The organism is Pilimelia anulata (assembly GCF_014647895.1).
Classification (GTDB): Bacteria; Actinomycetota; Actinomycetes; order Mycobacteriales; family Micromonosporaceae; genus Pilimelia; species Pilimelia anulata.
Genome location: NZ_BMQB01000010.1, coordinates 12430 through 27106 on the forward strand (window position 1 = coordinate 12430; position 14677 = coordinate 27106).

The window sequence follows — 14677 nt, forward strand, 5'->3', positions numbered from 1 at the left end:
CCGTCCCCCGCGCGTGGGGTGGATGAATGTGTGCTGGTCGCACGGCGTGTCGGGCGCGCCGCGCGGACAGCGCGATCGATGCTCCGCGTCGGACGGATCGACGTGGAGCGGGGGCGGCGCGGTGGCGCGGTACGGGGGAATGGGGCGGCCGGCGCGGGCCGGCGCCGCGCTGGGGCTCACGGTGGCCCTGGCGGCGGGGGTGCTGTCCGGGTCGGCGCCGCGCCCGGCGCCGGCGGCCGCCGCGCCGGGGGCGGCCGAGGTGGTGCTGACCGGGGACGCGCTCACCCTGGACGACCTGTTCGCGCTGCTCGACGCCGACACCGTCGCCGTCCGGCTGGCGCCGTCCGCGGCCCGCCGGATGACCAGGGCCCGGGCCGGCGCGCTGGCCGCGCTGGGGGGCGGGCAGCGGGTGTACGGCTGGAACCAGGCCCTCGGCCCGCTCAAGGACCAGCCGCTCAGCGACGCCGACCAGCGCGCGTTCCAGCAGCACATCCTGCGCTCGCACGCCGCCGGGGTGGGCCCGGCGCTGCCCGCGCCGGTGGCCCGGCTGGCGCTGGTCCTGCGGGCCAATGCGATGGCCCGGGCCACGATGGGCGTCCGGCCGGCGGTGGTGCAGCGGCTGCTGTCGCTGGTCAACGCCGGGGTCACGCCGCGGATGCCGGAGATCGGCTCACTCGGCACCGGGGACCTGCAACCCATGGCCGCGGCCGGCCTGGTCGCCGCGGGCGAGCCGGCCCCGGCGGCGTTCGACGGGCGGGAGGGGCCGGCCCGCCGGGTGCTCGCCGCGGCCGGGCTGCCGACGAGCTTCACCTTCGAGTCGGGCGAGGTGCTGCCGCTGATCAGCGGCGGGAGCGTGCTGCTGGCCCGGTACGTGCACGCGCTGCGCCGGCTGCGCGACCTGTCCGAGCAGTTCGACGGGGCGTTCGCGCTGTTCCTGGAGGCGACCCGGGCCGAGGCCGGGTCGCTGGACGCGCGCACCCACGCCGAGCGGCGCATCCCGGCCGAGGAGGACGCCGCGGCGCGGCTGCGCGCGCTGGTCCGGGGCAGCGAGTGGATGACCGACGCGGGCCGGCACCGGCTCGGCGAGGAGCACCCGCGGGTGCAGGACGCGGTGTCGGTCCGGGCCGCCCCGCACATCGTCGGGACGCTGCGGCAGACGCTGGCCGAGGCGCGGACGCTGGTCGAGCGGGAGGCGAACGCGTCCACCTCGAACCCGCTGGTGCTGCCGCGCGGCAGCCGCGGGTACGAGTTCGTGATGGGCGGCAACTGGGACGCCGCCCAGCTCGGCCACGCCATCGACACGGTCAACGCGCAGGCCGCCGACCTGGGCATCCTCGCGCACGAGCTGGGCGGGCGGCTGCTCGCCGAGAAGTGGAGTTACGGGCTGCCCGCGAACCTCGCCGGCGGGAGGGTCGGGCTGAACTCGGGGCTGGTCCAGGCGCAGACGGTCGCGACCGCGCTGATCCCGGAGATGCAGGTGCGGGCGGTGCCGGCGGGCGTGCTGTCCCGGCCGGTGAAGTTCGGCCAGGAGGACCACAACACGATGGCGATGGCGTCGGTCCGGCACCTGCACGAGAACCTGGACCGGCTGGAGGTCGTCCTCGCGGTCCAGTGGCTGCTCGGCGCGCAGGGGGTGGACGCGATCCGGGAGCGGATGGGGCCGCTGGCGCTGGGCGCGGGCAGCGCCGCGGCGCACGCCGCGGTCCGCCGGCACGTCCCGGCGCTGGCCGAGGACCGGTACCTGACGCCGGACGTGGAGGAGATGGTCGCGCTGGTGCGCGGGCCGGAGCTGCTGGCGGCGGTGCGCACGGCGAACCCGGCGTACCCGATGCGCGCGGCCTGACCACCCGGCCCGCGGTGCGGGCGGCCGGTCCGGGGCGGTCCGCGCGGCGGTTCGCGGCAAGTCGCGCGGCGGGTCGGCGCGGCCCGGGCGGGCGCGCGGCAACCGGGCCGGGCGGGCCGCGGGGTGTGAGAGGGTGGACGGGTGAATCGGCTCGGCGGCGCCACCTCGCCCTACCTCCAGCAGCACGCGGACAACCCGGTCGACTGGTGGCCGTGGGGGCCGGAGGCGTTCGCCGAGGCGGCCCGCCGGGACGTCCCGGTGTTGATCTCCATCGGGTACGCGGCCTGCCACTGGTGCCACGTGATGGCGCACGAGTCGTTCGAGGACCCCGGCGTCGGCAAGGCGGTCAACGACGGATTCGTGGCGATCAAAGTGGACCGCGAGGAGCGGCCCGACGTCGACGCGCTGTACATGACCGCCACCCAGGCGATGACCGGGCAGGGCGGCTGGCCGATGACGGTGTTCGCCACGCCGCAGGGGCAGCCGTTCTTCTGCGGTACGTACTTCCCGCGGGACTCGTTCCGCCGGCTGCTCGACGGCGTGTCCGCCGCCTGGCGGGACCAGCGCGCCGCCGTCGTCGAGCAGGGCGCCGCCGTGGTCACCGCGGTCGCGGGCGCGCAGGCCGTCGCCGGGCGGTCGCTGCCGCTGACCGCCGCGCTGCTGGACGCCGCCGCCGACACCCTGGCCGGGCAGTACGACCGGGTGCGCGGCGGGTTCGGCGGGGCGCCGAAGTTCCCGCCGTCGATGGAGCTGCTGTTCCTGCTGCGGCACCACCAGCGCACCGGGGACGAGCGGGCGCTGGAGATCGTCCGGCACACCGCGGAGGCGATGGCCCGCGGCGGCCTGTACGACCAGCTAGCCGGGGGCTTCGCCCGGTACAGCGTGGACGCCACCTGGACGGTCCCGCACTTCGAGAAGATGCTGTACGACAACGCGCTGCTGCTGCGGGTGTACACCCAGCTCTGGCGGCTGACCGGCGACCCGCTGGCGGCCCGGGTGGCGCACGAGACCGTGACGTTCCTCGCCCGCGACCTCGGCACGCCCGAGGGCGGGCTGGCCTCCGCGCTGGACGCCGACACCGAGGGCGCCGAGGGCGTGACGTACGTGTGGACGCCCCGCCAGCTCGCCGAGGCGCTCGGCGAGGAGGACGGCGGCTGGGCGGCCGACCTGTACGGCGTGACCGCGGCCGGCACGTTCGAGCACGGCGCCAGCGTGCTCCGGCTCGCCCGCGACGTCGACGACGCCCACCCCGACCTGATCGGCCGGTGGACCAGGATCCGCGACGACCTGCTGTCGGTCCGCGGCCAGCGCCCCCAGCCGGCCCGCGACGACAAGGTCGTCGCCGCCTGGGCCGGGCTCGCGGTCACCGCGCTGGCCGAGTACGCCGCCCTGGGCCTGCCCGGCGCCGACGAGGCCGCCGACACCGCGCTGCGCACCGGCACCCTGCTCGCCGACGTGCACCTGGTCGGCGGCCGGCTGCGCCGGGTGTCCCGGGACGGCGTCGCCGGCGCGCCGGCGGGCGTGCTGGCCGACCACGGCAACGTCGCCGAGGGCTTCGCCGCGCTGCACCAGCTCACCGGCGACGGCGCCTGGCTGGCCCGGGCGGGGGCGCTGCTGGACACGGCGCTGGCCCGGTTCGCGGCGGCCGACGGCCGGTACCACGACACCGCCGACGACGCCGAGGAGCTGATCACCCGGCCGGCCGACCCGACCGACAACGCCACGCCGTCCGGGCTGTCGTCGCTGTGCGCGGCGCTGGTGACGTACGCGGCGCTGACCGGCGAGCAGCGGTACCGGGACGCCGCCGAGGCGGCACTCGCCACGGTCTCGCCGGTGGTGTCGGGGCACCCGCGGGCGACCGGGTACGCGTGCGCGGTCGGCGAGGCGCTGCTGGCCGGGCCGGCGGAGATCGCCGTCGCGATCCCGCCGGGGCCGCCGACCGCGGCGGCGGAGGAGCTGGCCCACGCGGCGCGGCAGTTCGCCCCGGCCGGCGCGGTCACGGTCGTCGGGGTGCCGGACGCGCCGGGCGTCCCACTGCTGGCGGACCGCCCGCTGGTGCGCGGCGGGCCCACGGCCTACGTCTGCCGCAACTTCACCTGCGCCGCCCCGATCACCACCCCGGAGTCCCTCCGCACCACCCTCACGACCAGCTGACCCGGCCCACCCCGCGAGCTGCCCCGCCACCGCGCGTGCCCCGTGGGTGGCGGGCATGGTTGTGGGGCGGGGTTCGGTGGCCGCTAGGGTGTTCGGTGACATGGACAAACGGACCGGACTCCCCGTGGTCGGCATGGTGGGCGGCGGACAGCTCGCGCGGATGACCCACCAGGCCGCCATCGCCCTCGGACAGTCACTGCGGGTGCTGGCCGCGTCACCCGACGACGGGGCCGCGCTCGTCGCCGCGGACGTCGTCCTCGGGGAGCACACCGACCTCGACGCGCTGCGCGCCTTCGCCGAGGGCTGCGACGTGGTCACCTTCGACCACGAGCACGTACCCGGCGCGCACATCCGGGCCCTCGCCGCCGCCGGCGTCACGGTCCACCCGCCCGCCGACGCCCTGCGGTACGCGCAGGACAAGCGGGCCATGCGCGAGCGGCTCGCCGCCCTCGGCGCGCCCGCCCCCCGCTGGGCGCCGGTCGCCGACGCCGCCGACATCGCCCGGTTCGCCGCCGACACCGGCTGGCCGGTGGTGGCCAAGGCGACCCGCGGCGGGTACGACGGCAAGGGCGTCTGGGTGCTCGCCGACGCCGACGCCGCGGCCGCGCTGGTCGCCACCGGCACGCCGCTGATCGTGGAGGAGCGGGTCGCGCTGCGCCGCGAGCTGGCCGTCATGGTGGCGCGCTCGCCGCACGGGCAGGTGGCCGCGTACCCGGTCGTGGAGACCGTCCAGCGCGACGGCATCTGCGTCGAGGTGATCGCCCCCGCGCCGGGGCTGGCCGAGGAGCGGGCGCTGGCCGCGCAGCGGCTCGCCATCGACGTCGCGCACGCGCTCGGCGTGGTCGGGGTGCTCGCGGTGGAGCTGTTCGAGACCGACGCCGGGCTGCTCGTCAACGAGCTGGCCATGCGCCCGCACAACTCCGGGCACTGGAGCATCGAGGGCGCCCGGACGTCGCAGTTCGAACAGCACCTGCGGGCCGTCCTCGACTACCCGATGGGCGACACCGCGCTGACCGCGCCGGTGGTGGTGATGGCCAACGTCCTCGGCGGCCCCGACGGCGGGCCGTCGATCGACGAGCGGCTGCACCACCTGTTCGCCGCGGACCCGGGCGCCCGGGTGCACCTGTACGGCAAGCGGGTCCGCCCCGGCCGCAAGATCGGGCACGTGACGGTCCTCGGCGACGACCTCGACACCGTCCGGGCGCGGGCCGCGCGGGCCGCCCGATTCCTCCAGGAGGGCACGGCATGACCGTCGGCGTGATCATGGGCAGCGACTCCGACTGGCCGACGATGCGGGCCGCCACGGAGGCGCTGGCGGAGTTCGGCGTGGCGTACGGGGTGGAGGTCGTCTCCGCCCACCGCACCCCCGACCGGATGCTCGCCTACGCCGCCGGGGCCGCGGACCGGGGCCTGCGGGTGATCATCGCGGGCGCCGGCGGCGCCGCGCACCTGCCCGGCATGGTCGCCAGCGCGACGTCGCTGCCGGTGATCGGCGTACCGGTCCCGCTCAAGCACCTGGACGGGATGGACTCGCTGCTGTCGATCGTCCAGATGCCCGCCGGCATCCCGGTGGCGACGGTGTCGATCGGCGGGGCGCGCAACGCGGGCCTGCTGGCCGTCCGGATCCTCGCCGCGGGCGGGGGCGACGAGGCCGCGCGGCTGCGCACGGCGCTGGACGGGTACCGGGACGCCCTGGTCACCCTGGTCGACGAGAAGAACGCCGCGCTGCGCGCCAGCCTCGCCGTCTGACGTCGAACGGGGTAATTGTCCGGTTCTGTCGTCGGCCATCCGGCGCGCCGGCGCCAGCCCGCCCGCCCGACCTCCTCCGAAATCCCGCCCGCCCGCCGACAGGGGAGCGACGGCCCGAACCGGCCGTGGTGAACCGTGTCCCGAGGAGGGGTGGATGGTGCGTGCCCGGCGCCCCGCCCGGCCGCGGGAGCACCCGGCGGTCGCCCGCCGCGGCGACGCCGGCATCACGCTGATCGAGGTCATGGTGGCCATGTCGGTCGGCGCGGTCGTGCTGGCCATCGCCCTGGGCGGCCTCGTCCAGATGAACCGGACCAGCCGGCTCACCGCCGCCGCCGCGGGCGCGCAGGCCGCCGCCGCGACCGCCTTCGACCGGCTCGACGGCGAGCTGCGCTACGCCGCCGAGGTCCGGGTGCGGTCGACCCCGGTCGCGGGCGTCGCGACGCCGGTGCTGGAGTACCTGACCACCGCCGTCGACCCGGCCGCCTGCCACCGGCTGTGGGTGGCCGACGGCGTCCTGTGGCGCCGGTACGCCGTCCTCGCCGACCGGCCCGCCGAGCCGGCCACCGCGCTCGCCTCCGGCGTGGCCCCGATCGCCGGCGCCGCGCCGTTCCGCGTGATCGACACCGGCGACGACACGCCGAACGGCGTCGCCGTCGCGCTGTCCACGGCGGTCAGCGGGGACCGGGAGGGGGCGCGCGAGTTCCGCGCGACGTACGCCGTACCGAACACGGTCCGCGGCCCCGACGACGCGTCGCTGGACGACTGCGCCGCGAAGCTGGGCGCCGCGTGACCGGCCGCGGGCGGCGCACCGCCGTGCGGCCGGCGACCCCCGGCCGCCCGCCGCGGCCCGCCGCCGGCGCCGCCGGGCGGGGGCTGTTCGCCCGGCTCGGTGCCGAGGACGGCGGGTCGCTGCCGATGGCGCTGCTGACCGTCCTGGCCGCCGTGCTGATCAGCACGCTCCAGCTCGCCGTCGGCCTGAACCAGTTCCGGTCCACCGGGCACACCGTCGCCCGGCAGCACGCCCTCAGCGCCGCCCGCGCCGGCCTGGACGTGGCCGCGTCCGCGATCCGCGCCGCCCGGACCGCCGCCGGCGACGGCGACCGGACCCGGCTGCCGTGCGGCCCGGTCTCCGGCGGCGCGGACGACGCCGGCACGTACGCCGTCGAGCTGGTGTACCACGGCGACGACGCCGGCGCGGCCAGCGCCACCGGCCCCGGCCTGAGCTGCACCGACGCGCGCAGCGGCCCGACCACCCCGACGTACGCCGTGCTGCGCGCGGTGGGCACCTCGCCCGGCGCGGCGCCCGTGCGCCGGGCGCTGCGGGCGGTGTACCCGCTCACCCTCGTCGACGCGACCGCGACGCCCGCGCCCACGCCGACCTGGGGGCCGGAGGGCGAGACCTCGCCGCACCCGCGGGTGATCACCGCGTGGGCGCCGTCCGGGACCGGCATGGACCAGGTGCGCTGCCTGGACGCCGGCTCGTCCACGCCGGCCGTCGGCACGGTCGTCCGGTTCGTCACCTGCGACTTCACCAAGCCGAAGGTGCTCGGGTACAAGCAGTTCTGGTACTACCGCCAGGACGGCACACTCGGCACCGTCGGCTCGATCCAGGCCCGGCGCCCGCTGTGCCTGGACGGCGGCGCGGCCACCGCCGGCACCCAGCTCACCCTGCGGGCGTGCGGCACGCCGGCGCCGGCGCAGCAGCGGTGGTTCCACAACAACGCCGCCAACCTCGAACTCGCCGCCGACAGCGGCGGCACCACCGCGCTGAGCGGGATGTGCGTCAACCTCAGCACGCCGGCCGCCAGCGGCGGGGCCGCGGTGCTCGGTACGGGCGGCAACTGCCACAGCGCGGCGTACAACACGCGGCAGACGCTGGGCATGTCCCCGGTCGTCGGCCCCGGGCCCGCGCCGGCGGTCGCCGGCGACTGCACCGCCGAGGCCGGGTACCCGTGCGTCATCGGCCAGCTCCAGAACTGGGGCGGGCCGATGCGCTGCGCCGACCGGTTCGGCGGGGTCGTCGTGCACATGGAGTGCGTGTCGCTGCCGGACCCGACGCAGATCCGGTGGAACCAGCTCTGGCGCATCCCCGTGCCGACGGGCACCGACCCGATCGTCGCGCCGCTGTACACGGTGGACGGCGCCGGCAAGCGGTACTGCATGGCCGTGAACAACCGGTACGTCGCCCAGGAGGCGTGCGACCCGGCCGCGCCGGCGGCCGACCAGAAGTGGACCGTGCGCGGCAACACCGGCAACCGCGACACGATGTACCGGATCACCGACAAGGACGGGCGCTGCCTGACCCACCCGACCGACGCCGACCCGCCGCGCTCGGCCGAGCAGGTCTACTGGTGGACGTACCCGATCTACAACTACAAGATCCGGCTGGACACCTGCGTGACCAGGGCGACCGACCCGAACCGCTCGGACCCGTACAACTTCCCGCCGATCCTCGGCCTGCAGAAGTGGAACGCCCCGTTCGTCCTGCCGACCGACCCGCCGGACCCGACGCCGCCGACGCCGACCGCCGCCCCGACGCCGGCGCCGTCGGCGTCGGGCTCGGCGCCCGGCCTGCTACCGCTGCGGGACCTGCGCGAGGAGCCGGCCCCGTGACCGCCCGCCCCGTGACCGCTCGCAGCCTCTCTGCTGGCCGCGGACTAGTCGGCATCCCCGCCGGGCGGCCCGGTCGCGGGCTCCGTGCCCGTGGGGTCGGCGGTCCCGCCGGGCGGTCGGGTCGTGGGCTGCGCGCCGCGGTCGGGCGCCGGCGTGCGGCGGGGGAGGGCGGGTTCAGCCTCGCCGAGACGATGGTGGCGCTCGGCGTCGTGGCGACGGTGCTCGCGCCGATCACCGTGTTCCTCGTGTCCTCGCTCGGGCAGACCCGGGAGAGCGGCTCCCGCCAGGTCGCCGCGCAGGTCGCCGCCGCGGCGCTGGAGGCCGCCCGCGGCAGCGGCGGCGCCCGGCTGCTGCCCGGCACGCCGCCGACCGCCACGATCGGCACGATCGCGTACGGGGTCAGCGGCACGGCGGCGAGCGCCACGTACACCCGGGTCGAGCCGGAGCGGGTGAGCGGCGTGGCGTACGCCGAGCGGTGGCTCGTCACGCCCTGCTGGCAGGCGACGCCCGGCGCGGCCTGCGCGACGGCGCCGGCGACGGGGTCGCACCTGGTCCGGGTCCAGGTGACGGTCGAGTGGGCGGACCCGGTGTGCGGGGACCGTCCGTGCACGCACACGGCGGCGACGCTGGTCAGCGCCGACACCACCGAACCGACCTTCCCCACCTAGACCGCCGAGCCGGCGCGGAGCCGGTGGGCACCACGGCCGACTCGACGGACGGTAGACCGTTCGCGCATCAGCACCGACTCGGTGCTGATGCCTATTCGTTGTCGATCGTTCCGCTGCAGCTCGAGTGGTGGAGCTGGAGTACGTACGTCTTGTCGGACTGGCCGCGGAGACGGTGTTGGGCGACATCGCCACCCGCTGCGACCAGCCCGGTGTGGAGCGGCGTGCCCTCGGCTTCGCGGACCTGGAAGGAGCACGGGCTGTCGGTGGCGGATACGCGAATGGTGAGATGTCCGTCGAACCTGTTCCCCGGAATGGGCTTGGTCGTGCAAACTCCCCGACACGACTCGCTGTCGGGTACGGCTGTCACATTCGCAGCAGCCGGAGCGATGAAGGCAGCGCTCAGGAAAGCGGCGGCCGCGCCGGCAGCGGCCAGTTTGATCATCGAGAGATTCATGGCAGTCCTCCCCGTGATGGAACTACGAGGACCGAATTTAAGCTCTGGAATCCGGGCGTATTGTCTCCGATCCGACACTGTGACTTGTTCCGCACTCCGGCGTCACATTCGACCATCGCGCTGGTCAGGTCATGCGGCGGACGGCGCCGCGCAGCCGGCGCACGTCCCGGCGCCGCCGCTCGTTCGTCGCCCCGAACCACAGCAGCAGCACCCCGACCGGCAGCAGGACCAGCCACGGCCCGAACTGCACCAGCGCGTGCAGCGCCGTGATCGTCGTGACCACCGCGCCCACCACCACCGGCGCCCGCTTCTGCCGGATCGAGCCCAGGATCAGCGTCGCCACCGCCGCCAGCAGCAGGATCACCTGGCGGACCGGCGTCGCCGCCGTCAGCACGATGACCAGCGACGGGACGAACGCCGAGATCAGCGCCGGCCCGTACGCCACCCAGCTGCTCAGGTCCGGCTGCTGCCGCGCCTCCAGTACGCCGACGAGCAGCGCCAGCGCGGCGAACGGCAGCGTGTACGCCTCGACCGTCGCCACGTCGGCGACGCCCATCAGCAGCCACCAGGCGACGACCTCGCAGCCGATCGCCGTCCAGAACAAGGCCCGCCGGCTGCGCGCGGACCGGTTGCGGCGGGTGGCGGCGAGGCCGAGGACCGCGCCCCAGCCGGCGAGGACGGCGGCGACGTGCGGCGTCGAGCCCAGCGCCAGCGCGAGGGCGAGGGCCGCGGCGGCGTACCCGGACCACTCCACCGCGCGCGCCTCGTTCCGCGCGCCCGGCCGGCCGAGCCGGGGCAGGGTGGCGGCGACGATCAGCAGGCCCGCGCCCGCGGCGAGGACGCCGAACGCCGACCACTGCCGCGGCCAGCCCGCGGCCAGCCCGGCGGTCAGCGCCAGCGCCTGCGCCGACACCGCGGCGAACAGCCAGCCGAGGATGCGGGCGAGCGGGGTCTTCCCGGCGAAGCCGGCGACCAGCCCGACGCCGACGGCGCCCGCGAGCGTGGTCAGGGTGAGCGGCTCGGTGGCCAGGCTGCCGGTCAGCCCGGCGCCGCCCGCGGCGAGCCCGAGGACGAACGCGACCACCCGGCCGACCCGCACCGGCTGGGCCGCCGCGATCGACGGGGGCGGCGGCAGCAGCGCCACACCGAGCATCAGGACGGTGAACACGACCAGCCCGGCGAGCGTGGTCGCCGGCCAGGGCAGGTGCAGGCCCAGCGGCGCGAGCAGCAGGGTGAGGCCGAGGCCGGGCAGGACCACCGGCGCCGCCTCCGCGGCGTGGCCCTCGCTGAAGCCGATCGCGGCCAGCGTCGCGGCGACCGTCAGCACGAGCGTGGCGAGCACGTCCGCGGGCGTGACGTCGGTGCGCTGGGACAGCGCGAGCAGCTCCGGCGGCGGGCCGGCCCAGATGTGGTCCAGCGTCGCCGCCGGGTCGGTGAGCGCCGCCCACAGCGGCGGCAGCAGGACCGCGGTCGCGAGCAGGCCGGGCAGCGCGGCGGCGGCGAGCGCGCCCATCGGCGGGCGCAGCAGCCAGCGCCGGGACGCGCCGTACCGGCCGGTGGACGGGGCCGGGGTGTGCTGGCGGACGAGTTCGGCGAGGACGCCGAGCAGCACGGCGAGCGCCGCGTACAGGGCGACCCGGCCGGTCGGCAGCGCCGCCACGGCGATGGCGGTGGCGCCGCCGGCGATGCCCGCGCTCGCGTACGGCAGGTAGTGCGGCACCCGCCGCCGGGCCGCGGCGACCACGACCAGCCCGGCCGCGGCGGTGAGCAGGCCGAGGACGAGCGTCGGGTGCACCGGCAGGCGCAGGCTCGCCGCGGCGCAGGCGACCGCCGCGGGCGCGGCGACCAGCGCGACGGTGACGCCGCCGCCGGTGAGCATCCGCCGCCGCACATCGCCGTGGCCGGCGACGGCGACGATCGCGCCGAGCAGGGCGAGCAGGGCCAGCGCGGCGGCGGTGGTCCAGGGCCGGACCAGGCCGGCGGCGACCGCGTGCAGCGCCACGGCGGTACCGACGACGGCCCGGGCCCGGCCCGCCCGCGGGTCGCGGGCGGCGACCGCGGCGATGGCGTACCCGGTGGCGACGATCCCGTCGATCACGATCGGCGACCACCACGGCAGGCCGAAGGCGGCCGGCGCGGCGATCGTCGCGAGCCCGACCATGCCGGCGGCGGCGTCGTAGCTGGCCGGGCGGGGCAGCGCCAGCGCCGCGGCGACCGCGAGCAGGACCGCCGCGAGCGGCGCCTGCCAGTCCGCCGGGCCGGGGCCCGGCCAGGCGGCGAGGTCGCTGTGCCACAGCGGGCCGGGGGTGGCGAGCACCCGCAGGCCGCCGTACAGCGTGATCGCCGCGACCCACAGGGCGAGCACCCCGCCGGCCCCGGCGAGGCCGAGCACCGCGCCGCGCTGCCACTCCGCCGGTACGGCGCGGACCACGCACGCGACCAGCAGCACGAACGCGGCCGCGGCGAGCAACTGGGCGTGCGGGGCGGCCAGCGCGGCGGTGCGGGCGAGGGTGGCGATCGTGGCGGCGATGGCGACCGCGGCGGCGAGGTCGCTCCCGTCGTACCGGCGGTCGCTGCGCAGCCGCTCGTCCAGCAGCGGGGCGGCCGGCAGCGCGACCGCGGCGAGGATCAGCAGGACGCCGATGGCCGCGTCGATGACCCCGGCGCCGTCCAGCCGGACCGCGGCGATCGTCACGCCCAGGCCGCCGAGGCCGGCGGCGAGGCACAGCGGCAGGCTGACCGTCCGGCGCCGGACCTGGGCGAACGCCGCCACGACCAGCCCGGCGCAGACGACCAGCGCGGCGCCGGTGAGCCGGGCGGGCGGGCTGGCCCCGCCGGCGGACAGCACCGCCGCTACCGCGCCGGCCGCGCAGAGGATCGTGGCGCCGCCGACCCACTCCGGTACGTCGCCCGGCGCGGCCCGCTCGGCCACGCCGGACAGCGGGCTGTCCCCGCGCCGGACGGCCCGGCGGCCGGCGACCAGGACCAGGCCGGCGCAGGTGAGCGTGCCCAGTACGGCGGCCGTCAGGTCGGGCCGGGCCACCGCGGTACCGGCGGCGAACGCGGCGGCGGCCAGCCCGGCGGCGCCGAGCGCGTACGCGGCGCGGGGCCGCGGCGCGGCGCAGGCCGCCGCGGCCAGCCCGACCGCGGCGATCACCGCCGGCCAGGGCGCCGCCGGCCAGGGCAGGGCGAGCGCGGCCGGGGCGGCGAGTGCGGCCAGCGCCACCGGCAGCCCGGTCCACTCCCGCCGCCAGCCCGGCGGGGCGATGAGCGCGGTGGCGACGGCGAGCAGGAGCAGGGCGAGCAGCAGCGCCGATCCGGCCGGCGCGGCGGCGGCGACGGCGTCGCGGTAGCCGTCCAGCGGGGCGCGCCACGCGGGCCGGACCGCGGCGAGCGCGGCGGCGGCGCCGTGCAGCGCGGCGGCGGCCGCGAGCGCGCCGACGGCGACCAGCGCGGCGGCGGCGCCGAGCCGCGGCCCGGCCCGGCGCCGGGCCGGCACGACGTGCAGCGCCGCGCCCGCCACCGCGAGCAGCAGCGCCCCGGCGATCAGCGCCCGGCCGGGCAGGGCGACGGCGGCGAACCGCGCGAAGCCCGCGACCAGCACGAACGCCAGCAGCCCGCAGGCCGCGTCGGGCAGCCCGGAGCGGGACCGGACGGCGACCGCGCCGGCGACGGCGACGCCCGCGGTCAGCGCGAGCGCGAGGGCGCCGGCCAGGGCGGCGCCGGGGGTGGCGGCGCGGGCGAGCGCGGAGGTGCCGGCGGCGAAGGCGAGGCACAGGGCGGCGAGGTGCAGCAGCCAACCGGTCCGGTACAGCACCCGCCGCCCCGGCCGCGGGTCGCCCGGCGCGCCACTCCCGTCGCCCGCCGGGTCATCGGCCCGCGACCCGCCGTCCGCCCGCGCGGCGGCGCGGTCCGGCAGCGGTGCTGTGCGGTCCGCGGGCAAGGTGGCGCCGTCCGCGGCGGCCGGCCAGCCGCCGTCGGCGGTTCCCCCACCCCGGGGGGTGGCGTCCGCAGCGCGCCCGTCGGTACCGGCGGCCCGCCGCCGGCTGTCCGCTGCGGCGGGGGCGCCGGGCTCGTTCCCGGCCCGGGCGGCCGGGCGGTCCGGTACGTCGCCGGCGGCGGGTGCCGGCGGCGCGCCGCTGCGGCCGGTCGCGGCGGGGCCGGTGACGACCGCGTCGGGCTCCTCGGGGGCGCCCTCCGGGCGCGGGGCGGGCGGCGCCGGCCGGTGGACCCTGGCCCACCGGGACAGCGTGGTCAGCAGCGCGCGGGCGAGCACGAGGTCGACCACCGCCACCGCCGTGAACACCGCCGCCCACCCGGCGTCGCCGGTGACCAGCGGGTACGCGGCCAGCGGCAGCACCGGCTGCACCGCGAGCAGGGTGGCGTACCGGGGCGCGGCCAGCCCGGTGGCCGCCGCGTAGCCGGCGGCGACGCAGGCGGTGGCGGCGAACACCAGCGCCGCGTACACGTGCCCGGACACCAGCCGGGACCAGAACGCGTCGACAGCCCACAGCGCGGACCCGACCAGCGGTACGAGCAGCAGCCCGACCCCGGCGACGGTCTCGGCGGTGGCGGTGAGCCCGCGCGCGGCGAACCGCGGCGGCAGGCTGAGCGTGACCATCGCCACGACGATGAGGATGCCGGCCCGGCTGAGCCCGCCGAGCGTGCTGATCGCCAGCCCGGCGAACACGGTCGCGGACACGGCGAGCAGCAGCGCGCCGAGGACCAGCAGCACGGTCTGGACCGAGTACGACGACGCCTCCGGCGGGCGGCCGGGCTTCGGCGCACCCCGTCCGGCGTCGGCCAGCGGCGCCACCCGCGGCCGCCCGGCGCCCGCCCAGGACGGCCCCGGCGGCGGCTCGGGCGGGCGGGCGGCGTGGCGCGGCGGGACGATGAGCCGGCGCCGCCGGGCGGTGGCCCGCGCGGTGGCCGAGTGGCGCTGGCGCAGGTCCTGCGCGTTGGCGAGCAGCGCCCGGCGGTGCATGGCGGCCTGCATCCGCTGGCTCAGCTCGGTGCGCTGCTCCTGAATGGAGACGTCGCGCGCGGCCAGCTCGGCGATCTCCCGCTCCACGTCGGCCAGCGCGGTGGCCACCGAACCGGGGACCGCGCCGCAGTGCGGGCAGACCCGGGTCGGGTCGGCGGCCCGGCCGCAGGTCGGGCAGGTCTCGGCACGCATGGCACCTCTTCCCGGCCGAC

General features: G+C 78.2%; 9 protein-coding genes. 7 read left to right on the forward strand and 2 right to left on the reverse strand.

Annotation, left to right across the window (positions count from 1 at the left end):
* The first annotated feature begins 139 nt into the window (after positions 1-139).
* The 7 genes from IEY94_RS19225 to IEY94_RS19255 all read left to right on the forward strand — a co-directional run bounded on the left by IEY94_RS19225 (position 140) and on the right by IEY94_RS19255 (position 9027).
* The gene (locus IEY94_RS19225; RefSeq protein WP_189171627.1) at positions 140-1843 is read left to right on the forward strand and encodes an aromatic amino acid ammonia-lyase; all 1704 of its coding nucleotides are present in this window, start codon (positions 140-142) and stop codon (positions 1841-1843) included.
* Between the two features lie 141 nt (positions 1844-1984).
* The gene (locus IEY94_RS19230; RefSeq protein WP_189171628.1) at positions 1985-3997 is read left to right on the forward strand and encodes a thioredoxin domain-containing protein; all 2013 of its coding nucleotides are present in this window, start codon (positions 1985-1987) and stop codon (positions 3995-3997) included.
* Between the two features lie 100 nt (positions 3998-4097).
* Positions 4098-5246: a 5-(carboxyamino)imidazole ribonucleotide synthase gene (locus IEY94_RS19235; protein ID WP_189171629.1), complete on the forward strand. Its 1149-nt coding sequence runs from the start codon at positions 4098-4100 to the stop codon at positions 5244-5246.
* Positions 5243-5746, forward strand: a complete 504-nt coding sequence (gene purE / locus IEY94_RS19240) for a 5-(carboxyamino)imidazole ribonucleotide mutase (RefSeq protein WP_189171630.1) — start codon at positions 5243-5245, stop codon at positions 5744-5746. The genes IEY94_RS19235 and purE overlap by 4 nt, the downstream gene beginning before the upstream one ends.
* A 154-nt stretch (positions 5747-5900) precedes the next feature.
* Positions 5901-6536: a PulJ/GspJ family protein gene (locus tag IEY94_RS19245; protein ID WP_189171631.1), complete on the forward strand. Its 636-nt coding sequence runs from the start codon at positions 5901-5903 to the stop codon at positions 6534-6536.
* Complete coding sequence (locus IEY94_RS19250; protein WP_189171632.1) at positions 6533-8359, forward strand: ricin-type beta-trefoil lectin domain protein; 1827 nt, start codon at positions 6533-6535, stop codon at positions 8357-8359. The genes IEY94_RS19245 and IEY94_RS19250 overlap by 4 nt, the downstream gene beginning before the upstream one ends.
* Before the next feature lie 191 nt (positions 8360-8550).
* Positions 8551-9027 (forward strand): hypothetical protein, encoded by a 477-nt coding sequence (locus IEY94_RS19255; protein WP_189171633.1) that lies wholly within the window; start codon positions 8551-8553, stop codon positions 9025-9027.
* 91 nt (positions 9028-9118) lie between these two features.
* Here the strand turns inward: IEY94_RS19255 and IEY94_RS19260 are convergent, their stop codons facing one another.
* Together IEY94_RS19260 and IEY94_RS19265 are read right to left on the reverse strand one after the other, a co-directional pair.
* Complete coding sequence (locus tag IEY94_RS19260) at positions 9119-9481, reverse strand: hypothetical protein (RefSeq protein WP_189171634.1); 363 nt, start codon at positions 9479-9481, stop codon at positions 9119-9121.
* Positions 9482-9605: 124 nt separating this feature from the next.
* Entirely contained in the window at positions 9606-14657 is a 5052-nt protein-coding gene (locus IEY94_RS19265; RefSeq protein ID WP_189171635.1) for an SCO7613 C-terminal domain-containing membrane protein, read from the reverse strand.
* Positions 14658-14677: the final 20 nt, after the last annotated feature.

What these genes read in the sequence shown, in the direction of transcription:
- IEY94_RS19225 (WP_189171627.1), top strand. Translation starts at nt 140, where the DNA reads ATGGGGCGGCCGGCGCGGGCCGGCGCCGCGCTGGGGCTCACGGTGGCC.
- IEY94_RS19235 (WP_189171629.1), top strand. Translation starts at nt 4,098, where the DNA reads ATGGACAAACGGACCGGACTCCCCGTGGTCGGCATGGTGGGCGGCGGA.
- purE (WP_189171630.1), top strand. Translation starts at nt 5,243, where the DNA reads ATGACCGTCGGCGTGATCATGGGCAGCGACTCCGACTGGCCGACGATG.
- IEY94_RS19245 (WP_189171631.1), top strand. Translation starts at nt 5,901, where the DNA reads ATGGTGCGTGCCCGGCGCCCCGCCCGGCCGCGGGAGCACCCGGCGGTC.
- IEY94_RS19255 (WP_189171633.1), top strand. Translation starts at nt 8,551, where the DNA reads ATGGTGGCGCTCGGCGTCGTGGCGACGGTGCTCGCGCCGATCACCGTG.
- IEY94_RS19260 (WP_189171634.1), bottom strand. Translation starts at nt 9,481, where the DNA reads ATGAATCTCTCGATGATCAAACTGGCCGCTGCCGGCGCGGCCGCCGCT.
- IEY94_RS19265 (WP_189171635.1), bottom strand. Translation starts at nt 14,657, where the DNA reads ATGCGTGCCGAGACCTGCCCGACCTGCGGCCGGGCCGCCGACCCGACC.